The 18203-nt window shown below is 62.9% G+C and carries 15 protein-coding genes; 7 read left to right on the top strand and 8 right to left on the bottom strand.

Annotation, left to right across the window (positions count from 1 at the left end; genetic code table 11):
• Positions 1–5 precede the first annotated feature (5 nt).
• From NKJ57_RS28510 to NKJ57_RS28500, 3 genes are all read right to left on the bottom strand, one after another.
• A complete protein-coding gene (locus NKJ57_RS28510) occupies positions 6–842 on the bottom strand; it encodes a carbohydrate ABC transporter permease (protein ID WP_023672164.1) in 837 nt (278 codons plus the stop codon).
• Entirely contained in the window at positions 839–1699 is an 861-nt protein-coding gene (locus NKJ57_RS28505; RefSeq protein ID WP_352513600.1) for a carbohydrate ABC transporter permease, read from the bottom strand. The genes NKJ57_RS28510 and NKJ57_RS28505 overlap by 4 nt, the downstream gene beginning before the upstream one ends.
• A gap of 285 nt (positions 1700–1984) precedes the next feature.
• Entirely contained in the window at positions 1985–3253 is a 1269-nt protein-coding gene (locus tag NKJ57_RS28500) for an ABC transporter substrate-binding protein (protein WP_352513599.1), read from the bottom strand.
• 106 nt (positions 3254–3359) lie between these two features.
• Between NKJ57_RS28500 and NKJ57_RS28495 the strand changes: the two genes are divergently transcribed.
• Entirely contained in the window at positions 3360–4229 is an 870-nt protein-coding gene (locus NKJ57_RS28495) for a helix-turn-helix domain-containing protein (protein WP_023706782.1), read from the top strand.
• A 189-nt stretch (positions 4230–4418) separates the two neighbouring features.
• Here NKJ57_RS28495 and NKJ57_RS28490 read toward each other — a convergent pair whose 3' ends face one another.
• Positions 4419–5807, bottom strand: a complete 1389-nt coding sequence (locus NKJ57_RS28490) for a HAMP domain-containing sensor histidine kinase (protein WP_023708792.1) — start codon at positions 5805–5807, stop codon at positions 4419–4421.
• A 56-nt stretch (positions 5808–5863) separates the two neighbouring features.
• Positions 5864–6535, bottom strand: coding sequence for a winged helix-turn-helix domain-containing protein (locus NKJ57_RS28485; RefSeq protein WP_023742038.1), 672 nt, complete (start codon positions 6533–6535; stop codon positions 5864–5866).
• 224 nt (positions 6536–6759) lie between these two features.
• On the opposite strand from NKJ57_RS28485, the gene NKJ57_RS28480 reads away from it, so the two are divergent.
• Positions 6760–7761, top strand: a complete 1002-nt coding sequence (locus NKJ57_RS28480; protein WP_352513598.1) for a LacI family DNA-binding transcriptional regulator — start codon at positions 6760–6762, stop codon at positions 7759–7761.
• Between the two features lie 6 nt (positions 7762–7767).
• On the opposite strand, the gene ocd is transcribed toward NKJ57_RS28480, so the two are convergent.
• The gene (gene ocd / locus NKJ57_RS28475; RefSeq protein WP_352513597.1) at positions 7768–8829 is read right to left on the bottom strand and encodes an ornithine cyclodeaminase; all 1062 of its coding nucleotides are present in this window, start codon (positions 8827–8829) and stop codon (positions 7768–7770) included.
• On the bottom strand, positions 8826–9761 hold the full coding sequence (gene rocF, locus NKJ57_RS28470) for an arginase (RefSeq protein WP_023692900.1): 936 nt from the start codon (positions 9759–9761) through the stop codon (positions 8826–8828). Before rocF ends, ocd begins: the two co-directional genes overlap by 4 nt.
• Positions 9762–9907: 146 nt before the next feature.
• On the opposite strand from rocF, the gene NKJ57_RS28465 reads away from it, so the two are divergent.
• The 4 genes from NKJ57_RS28465 (at position 9908) to NKJ57_RS28450 (ending at position 14544) form a co-directional block, all read left to right on the top strand.
• Positions 9908–10348: an Lrp/AsnC family transcriptional regulator gene (locus tag NKJ57_RS28465; RefSeq protein ID WP_023685065.1), complete on the top strand. Its 441-nt coding sequence runs from the start codon at positions 9908–9910 to the stop codon at positions 10346–10348.
• A 590-nt stretch (positions 10349–10938) separates the two neighbouring features.
• Complete coding sequence (locus NKJ57_RS28460) at positions 10939–12153, top strand: glycosyltransferase family protein (RefSeq protein WP_023672150.1); 1215 nt, start codon at positions 10939–10941, stop codon at positions 12151–12153.
• Between the two features lies 1 nt (position 12154).
• Complete coding sequence (locus tag NKJ57_RS28455; RefSeq protein WP_023692899.1) at positions 12155–13399, top strand: glycosyltransferase; 1245 nt, start codon at positions 12155–12157, stop codon at positions 13397–13399.
• On the top strand, positions 13396–14544 hold the full coding sequence (locus tag NKJ57_RS28450) for a glycosyltransferase family protein (RefSeq protein WP_023692898.1): 1149 nt from the start codon (positions 13396–13398) through the stop codon (positions 14542–14544). Before NKJ57_RS28455 ends, NKJ57_RS28450 begins: the two co-directional genes overlap by 4 nt.
• On the opposite strand, the gene NKJ57_RS28445 is transcribed toward NKJ57_RS28450, so the two are convergent.
• Positions 14522–15193 carry a class I SAM-dependent methyltransferase gene (locus NKJ57_RS28445; RefSeq protein ID WP_081725482.1) on the bottom strand — a complete coding sequence of 224 codons (672 nt, stop codon included), beginning with the start codon at positions 15191–15193 and terminating at the stop codon, positions 14522–14524. The genes NKJ57_RS28450 and NKJ57_RS28445 overlap by 23 nt on opposite strands.
• Before the next feature lie 262 nt (positions 15194–15455).
• Here NKJ57_RS28445 and NKJ57_RS28440 point away from each other — a divergent pair, with 262 nt between their 5' ends.
• Entirely contained in the window at positions 15456–18170 is a 2715-nt protein-coding gene (locus NKJ57_RS28440) for an ABC transporter transmembrane domain-containing protein (protein ID WP_023710306.1), read from the top strand.
• The last annotated feature ends 33 nt before the right edge of the window (positions 18171–18203 follow it).

Raw genomic sequence — 18203 nt, 5'->3', positions numbered from 1 at the left:
TAGTCCTACTTGACGGCGCCGGCGGCGATGCCGGCGATGAAATGGCGCTGCAGCAGAACGAAGACGACCAGCATCGGCACGGTCAGCATGACGGCGCCGGCCATGATGCCGCCCCATGAGACCTTGGTCAGGCCGATCAGCGTGCCGAGCGCCACAGGGGCCGTCATCGCGCCGGGCTGGCTGTTGATCAAAAGCGGCCAGAGATAATTGTTCCACGAGGCGAGGAACAGAATGATGGCGAGCGCCGCCAGCATCGGCCGCGCCAGCGGCAAAGCGACGAACAGGAAGATACGCCATTCCTTGACGCCCTCGACACGTGCCGCGTCGAAAAGGTCGGCCGGCATCATCGAGAAAGCCTGGCGCATGAACAGCACGCCCAGCGAATTGAACAAGGGTGGCACGATCAGCGCAATCCAGGTGTTGGCGAGCTGGAAGTCGCGCGCCACCATGATGAATTGCGGGATCAGCACCACCGCATAGGGCAGCGTGATGGTGCCGAGGATGATCGCCACCACCGCGCCCTTGCCGAAGAACTGATAGCGGGCGAGCGCCCAGCCGGCCATCGAGGTCAGCAGCACCGAGAAGAAGGTGTAGGTCACGGCCACCGCCACCGAAATGCCGATAGCGCCGACGAAATTGGTGTCACGCTGCAGATTGTTGAAATTGTCGACGAAATTGCCGTGCGGCAGAAGCTCGATGCCGGGGCTGAAAATGCCGTTGTCGGGCATGGTCGAAAACACCACCATCATCCACAGCGGAAACAGCCAGATCACCGCCAGCGGCGTCAGGACCAGATGCAGCAGGACGCTGCGGCCGAGCCGGCGTTGCGAGAGCGAACTCACTTCGGCTCTCTTGTCAGCCACAGCTGCACCAGAGTGATGGCGATGGCCAGCCCCGCCATCGTGTAGGCGACGGCCGAGGCGTAGCCGAAATTGAGCGAGCGAAAACCCTGGCGGTAGAGCAGCAGGCCAAGCGTCTCGGTGCCGCCGCCGGGGCCGCCGCGCTCCGTGATCAGGAACGGCTCGGTGAACAGCTGCATCGTGCCGATGATCGACAGCACGGCGCAAAACACGATGACCGGCTTGAGCAGCGGCAGCGTTATGTAGAAGAACTGCTTGAGCTTGCTGACGCGGTCGAGCGTCGCTGCTTCATAGACATCCTCGGGGATCGACTGCAGGCCGGCGAGCAGGATGATGGCGTTGTAGCCGGCCCAGCGCCAGGTTACCGCGATCATGATCAGCGCCATCGCCGGGGTGACGTTGGAGAACCAGTCGATCTTGGACAGGCCGACGCCGGCGAGCAATTTGTTGATGATGCCGAAATCGAGATTGAACATCAGCCGGAACACGGCGGAATAGGCGACCTCGCCGACCACCACCGGAGCGAAGAAGGCGAAGCGGTAGAGGCCACGTGCCTTCAGCAGCGGCGAGTTCAGCAGCACCGCCATGATGATCGCTAGCGAGATCATCACCGGCACCTGGATGACGAGGATGAGCAGCGTGTTCTTCAGCGCGTTGAAGAAAGCGGGGTCGCCGATCAGGCGGCCCCAGTTGAACGTCGGCGCAAAGCGCCAGGGCACCGTGCGCGTCGCCTGGAAGGAAATCATGAACGAGGAGATGATCGGCCACACCCAGAAGATGGCGAAGATCAGGAGGTAGGGCGTGAGGAAGCGATAGGCCGTGGCGTTCTGGTAGCGCATGGTTCCTCCTCCTTCCTCTTTCCCGGCTGATATCCGGCGTGTTGTTAGCCGGCGTCAATTATTAAGGCTTGGCGCCGCCCCTCATCCCCCTGCCGGGACCTTCTCCCCGTATAGTGACGGGGAGAAGGGGCTTGTTGGGACGCCGCCGGCGATTGGCGAACTGTTGGGCGAGAGCGTCCCCTCTCCGTCACTATACGGGGAGAGGATGCCGGCAGGCAGATGAGGGGCAGCGCCAACGGTCCGGCAAATTGCCCTATATCTGGCCCGCCAACATCTCCGCCTTCGTCACTTTACCGGCAATCCAGTCGCCGCCGCGATCTGGCTGGCGGCGTCGTCGAGGGCGGCCTTGGCATCGGGATAGCCGCCGCCGAGATATTTGGTCTGCACGGCGCGCATGATGATTTCGGCGTCGCTCTGGAACGGCGTGCCGCGGCTCGGCACCACCTTGGGCAGCGTGGCGAGAATGTCCTTCCACACTGCCTGGCCGCCCCAATAGGGGAGGCCTTGCGAGACATAGGGATCGTCGAGCGCCGAGATCAGTGACGGCACCAGGCCGAAATCCCTGAGCATGGTGATCTGGCCGTCATTGGTCTCGAGCGTGTATTTCAGATAGGCGTAGGCGGCCTCCTTGTTCTTCGAGGCCGAGGTGATGGCGAGCGACGAGCCGCCGAGATTGGCGGCGCGCGGGCCGTCGGCGGTCAGGCTCGGCATCAGATAGACACCCCATTTGCCGTTTTCGCCGGCCGATTCGGTGCGGATGGTGCCCTCATACCAGCCGCCATAGACCTGGGTGGCGACGGTCCCGGCGGTGTTGTTGGTGATCTTGGTGCCCCAGTCGGCCGACGAGATGATGCCGGCGTCCTTCATGTCCTTGATCTTGGCCAGCGTGTCGACGCATTTCGGCTGGTTGACGGTGATCGACTGCCCATCGGCGGCGAAATAGCCGCAGCCCTGTTCGTTGGAAATCATGCGGAAGAATTCGGTGTCGCCGTTGAAATCGGCATTGGTCATGGTGACGCCGGGATTGGCGGCCTGGACCTTCTTGCCGGCGGCGATGAAATCGTCCCAGGTCTTGATCGAGGCCGGATCGACGCCGGCCTTCTCGTAGAAGTCGCGGCGGTAGAAGGCGGCTACCGGGCCGGAATCCCACGGCATGGCATAGGCCTTGTCGCCGACCTCCAGTTCGGTGCGCTTGAAGTCCGGGAATTTCTTCTGGTCGTCCGCGGTGTAGCCCAGCGTGTGCAAATCGACGAAGCAATCGGGGAACTGGCTCCAGTAATTCTCGGCCTCGCCGTTTTCGATCGAGACGATATCGGGCAGGCCGACGCCGCCGGCCGCGCAGCCGGCGATCGACTTGTCATAGGTCGGCTGGTTGCCGAGATCCTGAACGGTGACCTTGACGTCGGGATGCTGTTTGTTGAAGCCGGCCACCGTCGCCTTCAGCGACGAAGCGGCTATATTCCAGCTCCAGATCGTGATTTCGCCGGACTGCGCCAAAGCCGGGGTTGAGCCCAGGCCAAGCGCCAGCGCGGCACAGATCAGTGTCGTGCGCATTGAAATCCTCCCATTTCATTTGCTCTCTCTTCGCGAGCATGGCTAGACTAGGCGGCGCGGAAGGCTTGTCCCTGACAACGGGAATAAAAGATGGGCGGAAAGTAAGATGCCGGAACGGCCGTTTTACCAGCCTGGCGCCAGCAGCGTCGAAGGCCTGCCGATGGCTTTGCAGATGTTTCACAACCATCCGCTGGTGATGCTGAAGCCGCATTGGCATGCCCAGGTCGAGGTCAATTTCATCGTCCGCGGCAGCGTGCACTACCGCATGAACGAGCACGAGATCGCGCTCACGGCGGGCGACATGTGCCTGTTCTGGGGCGGGCTGCCGCACCAGATGGACGATCTCTCCGACGACGCCATCTATGCCGGCGCGCATCTGCCGCTGGTGCATTTCTTCCGCCTGCACCTGCCGACGGATGTCCGCCACCGGCTGATGACCGGCGCCACGCTGGTGACATCGGCGACCGACCAGGCCGACCATCACAATTTCGAACGCTGGAACCGCTATTTCCGCTCGGGCGATCCGGCGATAACCGAGCACGCCGTGAACGAGCTGCTGCTGCGGTTGGAGCGGGTGCGCTTCGAGCCCTACCGGCTGGTGCCGGAAACCGCCATCGGCCAGGAACCCGGCGGCCCGTTCGACCAGCAATCGCTGCGCAATGTCGGGCGCATGTGCGACTTCATCGCCGAGAATTTCCTCTACGACATAGACTGCGTCGACATTGCCGCTGCCGCCGACATCCACCCCAAATACGCCATGAGCATTTTCAAGAAATCGACCGGCATGACGCTCAACGAATATATGAATCTGCTGCGGCTGAGCTACGCGCAGGCGCTGCTGATGCATGAAGACGCCAATGTGCTGCGCGTCGCCATGGATTCAGGCTTTGGCTCGCTCAGCGCCTTCAACAAATCCTTCCGCAAGCTGGCGGGGATGTCGCCCTCGGATTTTCGCCGGGGTGCGGTAGGCCGGTAGGTTCAACGGTCGTCTTGATCAACCCGCAGCCGTTCGGGTGGAAACATGTGCAAGGCTAATCGCGACCACCTTTGTCGACTGCGATCATCAACTTGGAGAATTGTCAGCGACTTCGCGTTTCATGAGCGCCTTCCCCCACTCCGTCGCTGCTTCGCTCGACGGAGTGGGGTCGACCTGGCTCTGGCGTTGTCATTTCAAGCCGGGACCGGTGCCCTCCGCCCGAGGAAACCCGACAATTACCGCCAGCCCAGGCCGGCGATCCTCCAGCGCAATCGTTGCACCATGCAGGTCGGCGATTGCCCGCACCAGGCTGAGGCCAAGGCCGCTGCCGGGCGTGGTGCGGCTGGAGTCGAGCCGGTAGAGCCGCTGGAACACTTTTTCGCGCTCCTGCGCCGGGATGCCGGGGCCATTGTCGGCGACCTCAGCCAGAATGCGGTCGCCTTGCCGCCGCACCGATAGAAGGATCGCCGTGCCATCGGGGCAATGCCGCAGCGCGTTCTCAACCAGATTGGCAAACAATTGCGTCAGCAGGTCGCGGTCGCCGTGGACCAGGCATGGCGTGCCGTGGACGATCGTGGCCGACAGCGACTTGCCGTCATCCTCGGCGACACCGGCGTAGATTTCGGCAATGGCATCGATGACGCCGGTGAGGTCGAGATCGACAAAGCGCGCCTTGCGGGCGCCGGCCTCGATCTGGGCAATACGCAACAGCGCATCGAAAGTATCGTTGATCTGCAGGCTTTCCCCACGTGCCTCCGCCAGCTCATCGGCAACGGCCTCACCCCGCGCGGTCCTGTCGGCCGCAGCTTCCAAAATCATCTGCAGCCGGTTGAGCGGCGTCTTCAGATCATGCGCGATGTCGGCGCTGACCTGGCGCATGCCGTCCACCAGCGCCGCCAGCCGCTCCAGCGCGGCGTTGACCTGGCGCGAGACGCCGTCAATGTCGTCGCCATTGCCGAGCAGTGGAATGCGGGCGTCGAGCCGGCCGTTGGAGACATCGTCCATGGTGGTGGCAATGCCGTCGAGGCGACGCTGCACACGCGACGCCAGCAAGGCGCCGCCAGCCACCGCCAGCCCTGAAATGATCAGGGTGGCCCAGCCGAAGTTCATCAAAACGATGCGTTCCAGCTCCTCGGTTTCGGAAAGCGAAAAGGCAATTGTCAGGCTGTTGGGCCCGACCGAACCGGTCCAGGCGCGGTACATAGTGTCCGGCGCAACGCCTGGCAGGGAAGCGGCAAAATCGGAAAAGCCATCCGGAAGGTCGGCGGCGGTGAAATTCCCGGCCAGATGATTGCCGGCGGGATCGGTGAGCGAGAACAGCTGTTCCTTGCTCGGGCTGAGCGCGGCGTGGCTGTCGACTGCCGAAACCAGATCCTCCCGGTCGTTTCCGGCATAGGTCACCGCCACGACCGAATAGGTCTCCTTGACCGACTGGTCGAGCTGCTCGGCAAGATCCGCGCTCATCAGCTGGTAGACGATGGCGCCTGACAGGATGAAGGCGAGCACGAACAGCAAGGCGAAGGTCAGGGCCAGCCGAAACGGCGTGCTGCGCAGCAGGCGAGAGCCTGTCTCAGTCATAGTGCGTTTCAGTCATTGCAAGCTTCAGTCATGGCAAGTTTCTGTCATGCCGCGCCTCAGTCGTGAACACTGTAGCCAGTGCTGCGCACGGTGTGGATCAACGCGGTTTCGAACGGCCTGTCGATCTTGGCGCGCAGCCGGCTGATATGGGTTTCGACGACGCTGGTCTTGGGGTCGAAGTGAAAATCCCAGACCCGTTCCAGAAGCATGGTGCGGGTGATGACGCGGCCCTCGCCGCGCATCAGCACTTCGAGCAGGCTGAATTCGCGCGGCTGCAGGTCGATCGCCTGGCCCTGCCTGGTGACGCGGCGCTGGATCAGGTCCATTTCGAGGTCGGCGATGCGCAGCGTCGTCTTCAGCTCCTGCACCGCAGGGCGACGGCCGAGCGCGTTGATGCGGGCGAGCAGTTCGGAAAAGGCGAATGGCTTGACGAGATAGTCGTCGCCGCCGGCCTCGAGCCCTTCAACCCTGTCGTCGACGCCGCCGACCGAGGTCAGAAAGATCGCCGGCGTACGCACGCCCGCTGCCCGCACCGCCTTGATCATCGACAGGCCGTCGAGGCCGGGCAGCATGCGGTCGACGACGATCACGTCATAGGCGTCGCGTGTCGCGGCAAACAGCGCGTCGCGGCCATCGCGCCTGAGGTCGCAGATATGGCCTGCCTCGCCAAGGCCCTTGACGACATAGTCGGCGGTGCGTGGGTCGTCCTCGACAAGGAGAAGTCGCATCGTTGTTCCGATCGTTGGCGATTGAGCAGTTCCCGGCTCTCGAACCTTATCCGGTTGCGACAACAGGTCGACCACCAAGCACCCAGCCTTGCGGCTTTTTCTTGGCGGCAGATCGCTCCGCTCAGCAGGTTGCTCAAAGGGACATTGACACTCGAAAGCTGCGCTCTAGCGTGCGACACATCCGGTTACGCAATCATTAGGCTAATCGAGTCAGGGGACAAGAAATGACGACGATTGCCGATGTCGCGCGCCATGCCGGAGTGTCGGTCGCAACCGTCTCGCATGTGATGAACCGCACGCGCCATGTCGAGCCTGAGACGGCCGAGCGCGTGCATTCGGCCATCGCCGCCTTGCGCTACAGCCCGAACACGCTGGCGCGCAGCCTGAGGCGCGGCGAGACCAAGACCATCGGCCTGCTGCTGCCGGACAATTCCAACCCGTTCTTCGCCGGCGTGGCGCGCCAGATCGAGGATGCCGGCTTCCTTGCCGGCTATACTGTGATCCTGTGCAACTCCGACGGCAGCGCCGAGAAGGAGGAGCGCTACCTCCAGGTGCTGATGGCCAAGCAGATCGACGGGCTGATCTTTGCCGGCTCGTCCGATCATGCGCGGGTGTTCTCCAGCCTTCTGCCCGGCGTCCCGGCGGTGCTGATCGACCGCGAGATCCATTCGGTCAATGTCGATTCCGTGCTGGTCGATCACGATTATGGCGGCTATCTCGCCGGCCGCTATCTGGCCGGGCTCGGTCACGAGAAGATCGGCGTCATCGGCGGCCCGCGCGATTCCAGCTCCAGCCCCGCCCGCCTGCGCGGCTTCGCCAGGGCGCTGCAGGAAGCCGGCCTCGACCTGCCGCCGGCCTCGGTGGTGGATTCCGACTACCACTTCGCCGGCGGCCGCATGGCGATGGAGCGGCTGATGGCGCAGGCGCCGGGGATCACGGCGCTGTTTGCCTGTAACGATCTGATGGCCATTGGCGCGCTGACAGTGCTGCGCGGGCGCGGATTGCGGGTCCCCGGCGACATGTCGATGATCGGCTTCGACGACATACCCTATGCCGTCACCACCTGGCCGCCACTGACGACGATCGCACAGCCGGTCGAGAAGATCGGCACGCGGGCGGTCAGCCTGCTGCTCGAGCGGGTTGCCGAGCCGGCGGCGCATTCGCGCCGCGAAGTGCTCACCCCGGTGCTCGTCGAACGGGAGAGCTGCGCGCCGTTGCGCGGCTGAAGCCCCTCAGGCGGCTGCCGGCTGCAGCGCTGCCCTGAGCAGCATGCCGAAGAGGTCGCGCGGCTCGTCGGGATCGGCGAGCAGGTCGAGCTCCTCGTAGAGGCCGGTGGCCTGAAGCTGGTCTCTGATATAGCGCAGTGCGGAAAAATCCTCGGTGGCGAAGCCGACGGAATCGAACAAGGTGATCTGTTCCGCCGTCTTGCGGCCTTCCGCCTTGCCGGTCATCACCTGCCACAACTCGGTCACCGGATGGTCGGCGTGGAGCTGCTGGATTTCGCCCTCGATGCGCGTCTGCGGCGAGAACTCGACGAAGATGTCGGAGCGCAAAAGGATGTCGCGGTGCAGTTCCGTCTTGCCGGGGCAGTCGCCGCCGACCGCGTTGATGTGCACGCCGGAACCGACCATGTTGTCGGTCAGAATGGTGGCGGACAGCTTGTCGGCGGTCACCGTGGTGATGATGTCGACTCCTTCCACAGCATCCTGGCCGGTGGCGCAGATGGTGATGTCAAAGCCTTTGCCGGCGAGGTTGCGGGCGCATTTTTCCGAAGCCGAGCGGTCGATGTCGTAGAGCCGCAGCCGGTCGATGTCGAGCAGCGCTTTGAAGGCGACAGCCTGGAATTCGGACTGGGCGCCATTGCCGATGATGGCCATCGAGCGCGCGCCTTTCGGCGCCAGATATTTGGCCGCGACAGCGGAGGTCGCCGCGGTGCGCAGCGCCGTCAGGATCGTCATTTCGGTGAGCAGCATCGGATAGCCGGAGCCGACATCGGCGAGCACGCCGAAGGCGGTGACGGTCTGGCGCCCCTCGCGCATGTTCTTGGGATGGCCGTTGACATATTTGAAGCCGTATAGCCGGCCGTCGCTGGTCGGCATCAGTTCGATGACGCCGTCATGGCTGTGCGAGGCGATGCGCGGCGTCTTGTCGAACAGCTCCCAGCGGCGAAAATCCTCCTCGATATAGGCGGCGAGTTCGGTGAGGAACCGCTCGACGCCGATGGTCAGCACCAGCTTCATCATGCGGTCGACGCTGACGAAGGGGACGATGGCAAGGCGGGAAGGCTGGGTCATGCAATGCTTCCGGAATGGCTGCGGGTCGGGCGGTCCATGATCCGGCGGCCCATCAGGCTGGCGGCGAGGTCGACCATCAGCGTGGCGGTGCGGCCGCGCTCGTCGAGGAACGGGTTGAGCTCGACCAGATCGAGGCTGGAGACCAGGCCGCTGTCGGACAGCATCTCCATCACCAGATGCGCCTCGCGGAAGGTGGCGCCGCCGGGCACGGTGGTGCCGACGGCCGGCGCGATGGAGGGGTCGAGGAAGTCGACGTCGAGGCTGACATGCAGCAGGCCGTTTTCCTTTTCGACGATGGCCAGGAAGGCGCGCAGCAAAGGTGCAACGCCGTGCTCGTCAATGGTGCGCATGTCGTGCACGGTAACCCCCGCTTCGCTCAGCGCCCGGCGCTCCGCCGGATCGACGCTGCGCAGGCCCATGACGCAGATGTGGGCAGGGTCGACGGCGACAGGCAGGTCCGGGAAATAACCGTTGAAGCCCGGCCGGCCGCTGGCATAGGCGAGCGGCACGCCGTGCAGATTGCCGCTGACGGTGGTATCGAGCGTGTGGAAATCGGGATGTGCGTCGAGCCACAGCACGAAGAGCGGCCGGCCGCGTTCGGCGGCGCGGCGGGCTATGCCCGACACCGTGCCGGCCGATATCGCGTGGTCGCCGCCAAGGAAGATCGGCATGGCGTCTCGCGAAGCCGCATAGGCGGTCTCGGCAATTGCCGCCGTCCAGGCGGAAATCTCCGGCAGGGCTTTCAGCGCGAGATTGCCGTGGACGATTGCGCGCACGGCGGCCGGTTGCACCGCGCCCCAGTCCTCGACCTCGTGGCCGAGTTCCGACAGCACCGAGACAAGCCCGGCCGTGCGCAGCGCGCTCGGCCCCATCTCGCATCCCATCCTGCCGGCGCCGTCCTGCACCGGCGCGCCAACGATCCTGCAGCGCATGGTTTTTGGTGTCCTTGCAAATTGATTGGGCAATTGATGCGTGGAATGAACCATCCTGGACCGGCAGTTTGAACAGGCGAAATTGGCATTTCGAGAAGAATGATTTATCAATTCGATAAGTCAGTTTGGTCAAAGTGGATAGAATCATGGACTTGCTCGACGAAAGGCTGGTCACGCTGCTCAGGCATGATGCCCGGCGCAGCATCTCCGATCTCGCGGTCGATCTCGGGGTGTCGCGCGCCACGGTCAGGGCGCGCATGGAGCGGCTGGAAAAAACGGGCGAGATCATCGGCTACACGGTGGTGCTGCGCGCCGACGCGGTCGACCAGCGGATACGCGGCGTGATGATGATCGAGATCGAGGGCCATGCCGCCGACCGCGTGGTCCGGGCGCTCGGCGGCCTCGCCGAGGTTTCGACCATTCACACCACCAATGGCCGCTGGGACCTGGTGGTCGAACTCGGAACGGCGTCGCTCACCGATTTCGACGCGGTGCTTAGGCGGATACGGCTCATCCCGGGGATAACCGGCAGCGAGACAAGTCTGCTGCTGGCAACGCCGAGGACGACAAGGGCAAGGTTGGCGTAGCCGTCCTTCCGGCCGGCGTGTTCACGCAAAGCTTTGTGACGGATCTGGCGAATGGGTCGCCTGGCTGACGAATCTCATTGGGGCCGCAGCTATCCTCCACATGACGGAGGAAGCCGGCATCACGCGAGATTGCACCAGCTTCAACGGTGCAAGGACCGGACGCTTGCCACAGGCCAAGGCTGATGGCAGGATAAAAGGCCGCAACGTGCGGCCTCTGGCGGCCGTTGTGTTTCGATGGATTATGAAGCATTTTCCCAAGGTGCGGGTTCTCCTCACAATGTGCGGCAGCCTCGTTTCGCCTTGGTCGCCCTTGATTTTTCGCAATGTGCGCTTTGCCTGCCTCAGGCCGCAGGGCATTTAATTCCACGGGGTCAAGCCTCATGACAGAGATTTGTGCTCGGGCCGTCTATCGTCGGCGAAGACAAGGCATGGCGCCACAATCAGCGCCCCTGGCATTCGTGACCTGGTGAAGAATGCCGTTGCGTACCTCTCGCCCCCATGTTTCAAAACAGGTCGATAGACCCGCGAGAATGGTTTCGAAGCCTGCGGGGTTGCCCACGGTCCGGCGAGAATTCTAAAAGACGTTCACAATGACACAGCACGCAAAAGACGCACGAATTCTCATGTACAGCCACGACACGTTCGGGCTCGGCCATTTGCAGCGTTGCCGAACGATCGCGCATTCGCTGGTCGGGGATTTCCGCGGACTTCAGGTGCTAATCATTTCGGGCGCCACCATCGCCGGCGCCTTCGACTACCGCGCCCGCGTCGACTTCGTGAAGATCCCCAGCGTCATCAAGCTGCGAAACGGCGAATACACCTCGCTGGAAAAGGACATCGATCTGCACGAGACGCTAAGGATGCGGCAGTCGATTATCCGCCACACGGCCGAGAGCTTCCGGCCGGATATCTTCATCGTCGACAAGGAACCGCTGGGGCTGCGCGGAGAGATCGAGGATACGCTGTCCTACCTCAAGACGCGGGGCACCACGCTCGTGCTTGGCCTGCGCGAGGTGATGGACGCGCCGCATTTGCTCGAAGCGGAGTGGGCACGCAGGGATGTGATGCGCAAGATCGGCCTGTTCTACGACAAGGTCTGGGTCTATGGCCCGCCGGATTTCTACGATCCGCTGACCGGCCTGGAGGTGCCGCCGGCGGTCAGGGCAAAGATGAAGTTCGTCGGTTTCCTGCAACGGAGCCTGCAGCAGAACCAGTTGCCCGGCCACCGGCCCGAGGGCGACTATATCCTGGTTACCACCGGTGGCGGCGGTGACGGCGCCGACCTGATCCACAACGTCATCGAGGCCTATCAGCAGGATCCGCGATTGCAGCACCGGGCGCTGATCGTGCTTGGGCCCTACATGCCGGCGCGCAAGCGCAACAAGCTGGTCCGGAAGGGGGCCAAGATCCCCTATGTCAAGATCATCGAATTCGACAACCGGATGGAAGAGCTGATTGCCGGCGCCAAGGCGGTGGTGGCGATGGGCGGTTACAACACCTATTGCGAGATACTGTCTTTCGACAAGCCGGCGCTGATCGTGCCGCGCGTCACGCCGCGCGAGGAACAGCTGATCCGGGCACGGCGCGCAGCCGAACTCGGCCTCATCGAGATGCTTTTGCCCGAGGAGGCCGAGGATGCCCAGCGGTTTGCCGATGCGCTGCAGGTTTTGCCGGGCCGGCCGCGCCCATCGCAGAGCAATGCGCATCTGACGCTGGAAGGGCTGCCTCATATTTCCGAAATCGTCGCGGAACTGCTCGACCGGCGGGCCGGCCATCACCTTTCGGTCATTGAAGGCATGAACTGAGTTGCAACACCGCAAGATCGTCGTGGTTCTGAAGGGCTACCCGCGGCTGTCGGAAACCTTCATCGCGCAGGAGCTGCTCGGTCTGGAGCGTGCGGGGTTCGACCTGATACTTTTCGCGCTCAGGCGGCCGACCGACGCAAAACGTCATCCCGTGCATGACGAGATCAAGGCCCCCGTCCATTATCTGCCGGAATATCTGCACAGAGAGCCGCTGCGCGTGGTTCGATCGCTGTTTGCCTGTCTGCCGCGGCCTGGCTTCTGGCGCGCGCTCAGATCGCTCGCTGCCGATATCCGCCGCGACTTTACCCGCAATCGCGCGCGGCGCTTCGGGCAAGCGCTGGTGCTGGCGGCCGAATGGCCGCAAGATGCCGGATGGCTGCATGCCCATTTCGCGCACACGCCGGCATCGGTGACGCGCTATGCCAGCCAGCTTCGTGGCTTGCCCTGGAGCTGCTCAGCCCATGCCAAGGACATCTGGACGTCGGCGGACTGGGATCTGGCCGGCAAGCTTTCCTCGGCGCGCTGGACGGTCACGTGCACGAAAACCGGCTTCGACCATCTGAAAAAACTCGCCAACGGCAGTTCGTCCGTGCATCTGAGCTATCATGGGCTCGACCTTGACCGCTTCGGCAGTTTCGGCGAGGCGCGAAAACAGCGTGACGGCTCGGCGCCGGCCGAACCGGTCATGATCTTGAGTGTCGGACGCGCCGTTGAAAAGAAGGGCTATGATACGTTGCTGGAGGCTCTTGCCCTCTTGCCTGGCGATCTGGCGTGGTGTTTCGAGCATATCGGTGGCGGCGAGGAACTGAAACGGCTGAAGGCGCTGGCGCAAAGGCTCGGACTGGAGGGGCGCGTCTCCTGGAAAGGCGCGCTGGCGCAGGAGGAGGTGCTTGAGCACTACCGCAGCGCCGACATCTTCGCTTTGGCCTGCAGGATCACCGCGGATGGCGACCGGGACGGCCTGCCGAATGTTCTGGTGGAGGCGGCCAGCCAGCGGCTTGCCTGCGTGTCGACCGATATTTCCGGCGTGCCGGAGCTTTTATCGTCGGATGAAACCGGGCTGCTGATTCCCTCGGAAAACCCGACTGCCCTGGCACAGGCGCTGGAGCGCCTGATCCGCGATCCCGTCCTGCGCGTCCGCCTCGGCGACGCCGCGGAGCGGCGCGTGCGAAGCAATTTCGATCATGTGGCAGGCATTGGACAGCTCAAGGAACTGTTCGAGCGGGAGTGGCGGGCCGCCGAATGAAGCGGCTGCGCGCTTTCTTCTATGTTCAGCACCTGCTCGGCATCGGCCATCTCGCGCGCGCCAGCCGCATTGCGGCGGCTCTGGTCGATGACGGGTTCGACGTCATCGTCGTGACCGGCGGAGCGCCGATCGCGGGATTTCCGGGATCGGGTGTAAAATCCGTGACCCTGCCGCCTGTCACCTCCGGTGACGAAGGATTTTCCGGACTTGTCGACCTGCAGGGCAAAGCCATCGACGATGATTTCAAGAGGCGGCGCTCAGAGATGCTGCTGCAGGCTTTCCGGGATTACAGGCCCGACATCGTCATTATCGAGGCGTTTCCCTTTGGACGCCGGCAGATGCGTTTCGAACTCTTGCCACTGATCGAGGCCATCGAAGCGACATCGCCCAGACCGCTGCTGGCGGCGTCCGTCCGCGACATCCTTCAGGAGCGCGTGAAGCCGAGCCGAAACGAAGAAACGGTCGATCTCGTCAACAGGCATTTCGATCTTGTCATGGTCCATGGCGATCCGGCTTTCGCAACCATCGACAAGACATTTCCGCTGGCTGGGGCGATCAGGGCCGAGGTCGCCTACACCGGGCTCGTTGCCGCGCCGCCGGCGCAAGCGGCCTCAGAGCGCTTCGACGTTCTGGTGTCGGTTGGCGGCGGGGCGGCCGGAAAGAGCCTTGTCAGATTCACCGTCGCGGCGGCGCGAAATGCCGACAACGCCTGGACATGGTGTTTGATCACCGGCCCAAACCTGCCGAAGGACGAGTTTGACGCGATCGCACGCGATGCCTCCCCACGCCTGTCCATCTTCCGGTTCCGCGAGGATTTCGCCAGCCTGCTGACCGGCGCCCGCCTGTCGGTCTCGCAGGCGGGTTACAACACGGTCTGCGATGTCATGCGCGCGGGGTGTCGCTCGCTGCTCGTTCCATTTGCAGCCGGCGGGGAAACCGAGCAGACGCGTCGCGCTCTGATGCTCGAAGAGCTCGGTCTTGCAACGGTGCTGACGGAACAGGACCTGACGCCTGAAGGTCTGGCGCATGCGATCGAGCAGGCGCTTGCGGGACCGCCGCCAGCCTCGCATCGTCTCGATCTGGAAGGGGCGCGGCGCTCGGCGCAAATCCTGCGCGAGCGCTTCAAACAGTTCCAATCAGCATGAAGCGTGTATAATTTTTTGTCGGCAATTCGCCGGAGAACCTGATCTGCCGCAGCGCCGCCATTGCTTCGAAGGCTGCAAGTGACGCCACGCAGTTGATGTGCGTCGGCTCGCTGAAATAGTCGTTCGACTGCAGCAGCACGTTCGTACCCCGCGGAAGCAGGGCAAGCCAGGCGCTGAGATCGGCTATGTGTTCGCAGCTCGTATTGACCACCAGGTCGGGTCGGCCGGCGCCATAGTCGAGTGCGTACATATCTGCCGTCAGTGCTTGAAACCGCTCGCCGGCTTGCCGGTTGAGTGTCCGGGCGACCGCGCCGACTTCGGGATCGATGTCGATGCTGTCGATCGCCCCGATGTCGAAGCGGGCGTCGTTGAAAAGCATCGCCGGCAATACGCCGTACCATCCACCCAGAACCCATATGCGTTCGAACCGGCCGCCGTCGCTTTCGAACAGCCTGTCGAGCGCCCACATCTTGCAGGCGACCTGCTTGTGGTTGAAGGCATTAGCGATATCGGCCTGCGGATGCTTGGCGATGACGCGCGCCAGCCCGGCCACGAGAGGGTGGTCGACGTAGGCGGCAATTCCCCGCGTGAGGTCCAGGGCTTGCTCATGCCCACCCATGCCGGCATTGCGTGGTTGCGTGACATCCATCATATTCGTCTTCTATGTTGGGATTTCCGGCGACACAACGCAATCTTGCCTCTTGCCTGTTCGACTTGCGGACGCGACTGTGCCGCAAGCCGTTTCGCCATTGCCCGGAGGAGGCCGATTGAATTTGTCCGGACCATCGGCGCCCATCCGCCTGGCGCGCAGCTGCCGCTTTGAGCTCGTCGTTGGCGGCGAAGACATGGCCGATACACCATTTGCCAGCAGGTGCCTTTACATTCCGCATCCTTCAAACTGACAATCGCATATGGAAACCAGCCTAGCCCGCTATATCTGGACGCACACCAGGAAGCAGCAGCTCTGGATATTGATGATCGTCGTGCTTTCGATGGTCCCGTATTTCATGTCGTTCGACCTGCCGAAGCTGATCGTCAACGGCCCGATCCAGGGCAAGGGGTTCGAGCAACCGGGCGCGACCCTGCCATTCATGCGGTTGCACTATAACCTGCCGTTCATCGGCGAGGTCCAGTTCTTCTCCGGTTTTCAACTGGACCGCACCTCGACCCTGCTTGCGCTCAGCCTTGTGTTCCTCTTGCTGGTCGTCATCAACGGCTTGTTCAAGCTCTACATCAACACTTACAAGGGCCGGCTCGGCGAACGCATGCTGCGGCGTATTCGTTTCGATCTGGTCGATCGTGTGCTGCGGTTTCCGCCGGTTTACTTCAAGCGGGTGAAATCCGCCGAAGTGGCGACCATGGTGAAGGACGAGGTGGAGCCGCTGGGCGGCTTCATTGGCGATGCCTTCCTGCAGCCGGTGCTGCTCGGCGGCCAGGCGCTGACGGCCATGCTGTTCATCATGGTCCAGAACGTCTGGCTCGGAATGATAGCGGTCGTGATCGTGGCGATCCAGATCGTGCTTATCCCGCGAATGCGGCGGCGGCTGCTCGTGCTCGGGCGCCAGCGGCAGTTGACGGCGCGCGCGCTTTCAGGCCGGGTTGGCGAAATCGTCGACGGCATCGGCGCGGTTCACGTCCACGATACGTCGAACTACGAGCGCGCCGACATAGCAGCCCGGCTCGGGCTCATCTTCAAAATCCGCTTCGATCTTTACCAATGGAAATTCATGGTAAAGTTCCTCAACAATTTTCTCGCGCAGCTCACGCCCTTTCTGTTTTACATGATCGGTGGCTATCTGGTCATCCAGGGGCGGTTGGATGTCGGCCAGCTCGTGGCCGTGATCGGCGCTTACAAGGACTTGCCCGGACCGATGAAGGAACTGATCGACTGGGATCAGGACCGGCAGGATGTCCAGGTCAAATATCAGCAGGTCGTCGAACAGTTCACCGTCGAGAATATCATCGCGCCGGAAATCGGAGCACTGACGGTCGACGATCCCGATCCGATGACCAAGCCGCTGTCGGCGGTCAGCCTGTCGATAGCAGACGATGGCGGCGCAATGCTCCTCAATCGCATCTCGCTCGAGGTCAAGCCGGGTGAGACGGTGGCGCTGGTCAGCACCGCAACAGGGGGAGCGGAGGCGCTTGCGGAAGCCTTTGCGCGGCTGACCTGGCCGGACAGCGGAAGGATCGTTTCGGGCTCCGATGACTTGCTCGATCTCCCCGAAGCCGTGACCGGCCGGCGCATGTCCTACGCTTCGTCGGATGTTTTCCTGTTCCAGGCAAGCCTGCGCGACAATTTGCTCTACGGGTTGAAGCATGCGCCGCTGACATCGGTGACATATGACGGCGCCGCGGCGGACCAGCACCGTTGGAATATCGACGAGGCGCGCCGGTCGGGCAATCCGGATCTCGATATCCGCAGCGACTGGATCAACTATGCCTCCGCCGGCGCCACCGGCCCGCACGACCTCTTTGAAGCCGTGCGCCGGGTGCTCGACGCGGTTCTTCTGTCGCGCGACATTCTGGATCTAGGCTTGCGCTCTTCGGCCGACCTCAAGCGCCACACGAAGCTTGCCGGGCGGATCGTCGAATTGCGTGCGGCGCTGCGAACCCGGTTGGAGGAAGAAGGCCTGAGCGCGCTGGTGGTTCCTTTTGAACCGGGCGCCTACAACAAGGAAGCGACGATCGGCCAGAACCTGCTCTTCGGCGCTGCGGCCGGCCCCGAACTGGCTCACAAGGCACTGGCGTCCAATCCCTATTTTGCTTCCGTGCTGAAGCAAGCCGGCCTCGACCGCACGCTCTACGAAATGGGCATGGAGATCGCCGAACAGGCGATCGAGCTGTTTGCCGACCTGCCGCCCGAACACCAGTTCTTCCAGCAGCTCGCCTTCATGAGCGCCGAGGAGATACCCGCCTACGAAACCTTGCTGCAACGGCTCAAGAATCGCCCCTACGATGCGGTTTCGGAGAACGACCGCGCCATGATGGTCACCTTAAGCTTTGCCTATATCGAGCCCCGGCATCGCTTCGGCCTGTTGACCGACGAGCTGATGAGCAAGATCATCGCTGCACGCAACCAGTTCTATGAAAACCTGCCGGCCGAGCTGGAGAAAGCTGTCGAACGGTTTGACCCTGCCAAATACATCGCCGCGGCCACCGTCATGGACAACGTCCTGTTCGGGCGTGTCGGCAACAACCATCCCGACGCGCCGGACCGCATTCGCTCCATCGTCTATGATATTCTTGACGAACTGGGGCTTTATGCCGAGCTTCTGGATGTCGGCCTGGACTTCAACGTCGGCGCCGCCGGCAGGCGGCTGACCGGCGGACAGCGACAGAAGCTCGATGTTGCCCGCGCCTTGCTCAAGCGTCCCGATTTCCTCATTCTCAATCGGCCGCTGTCGGCGCTCGACCAGCGCGTGCAGGACAAGGTGTTGCGGAATGTGCTCGACGAAGCCAGACGCGACGGCCATTCGCCGGCAATTGTGTGGGTGGTGACGAATCCGGCAATGGCGGCGATGTTCGATCGGGTTGTGGTCTTTGACTCAGGCCAATTGGTGGAAGACGGAACACACGAGACACTCTTGGCGGGAAACGGTATCTTCAAGGAACTTGTGTCATAGTCTGGCAAACGCGAATTCAGGAAGGTTTGCGAC

This window comes from Mesorhizobium sp. M0077, from assembly GCF_040322955.1.
In the GTDB taxonomy this organism is placed as follows: domain Bacteria; phylum Pseudomonadota; class Alphaproteobacteria; order Rhizobiales; family Rhizobiaceae; genus Mesorhizobium.
The sequence above is the reverse complement of the archived record's forward strand: the minus strand, read 5'-3'. Positions and strand labels throughout refer to the sequence as shown.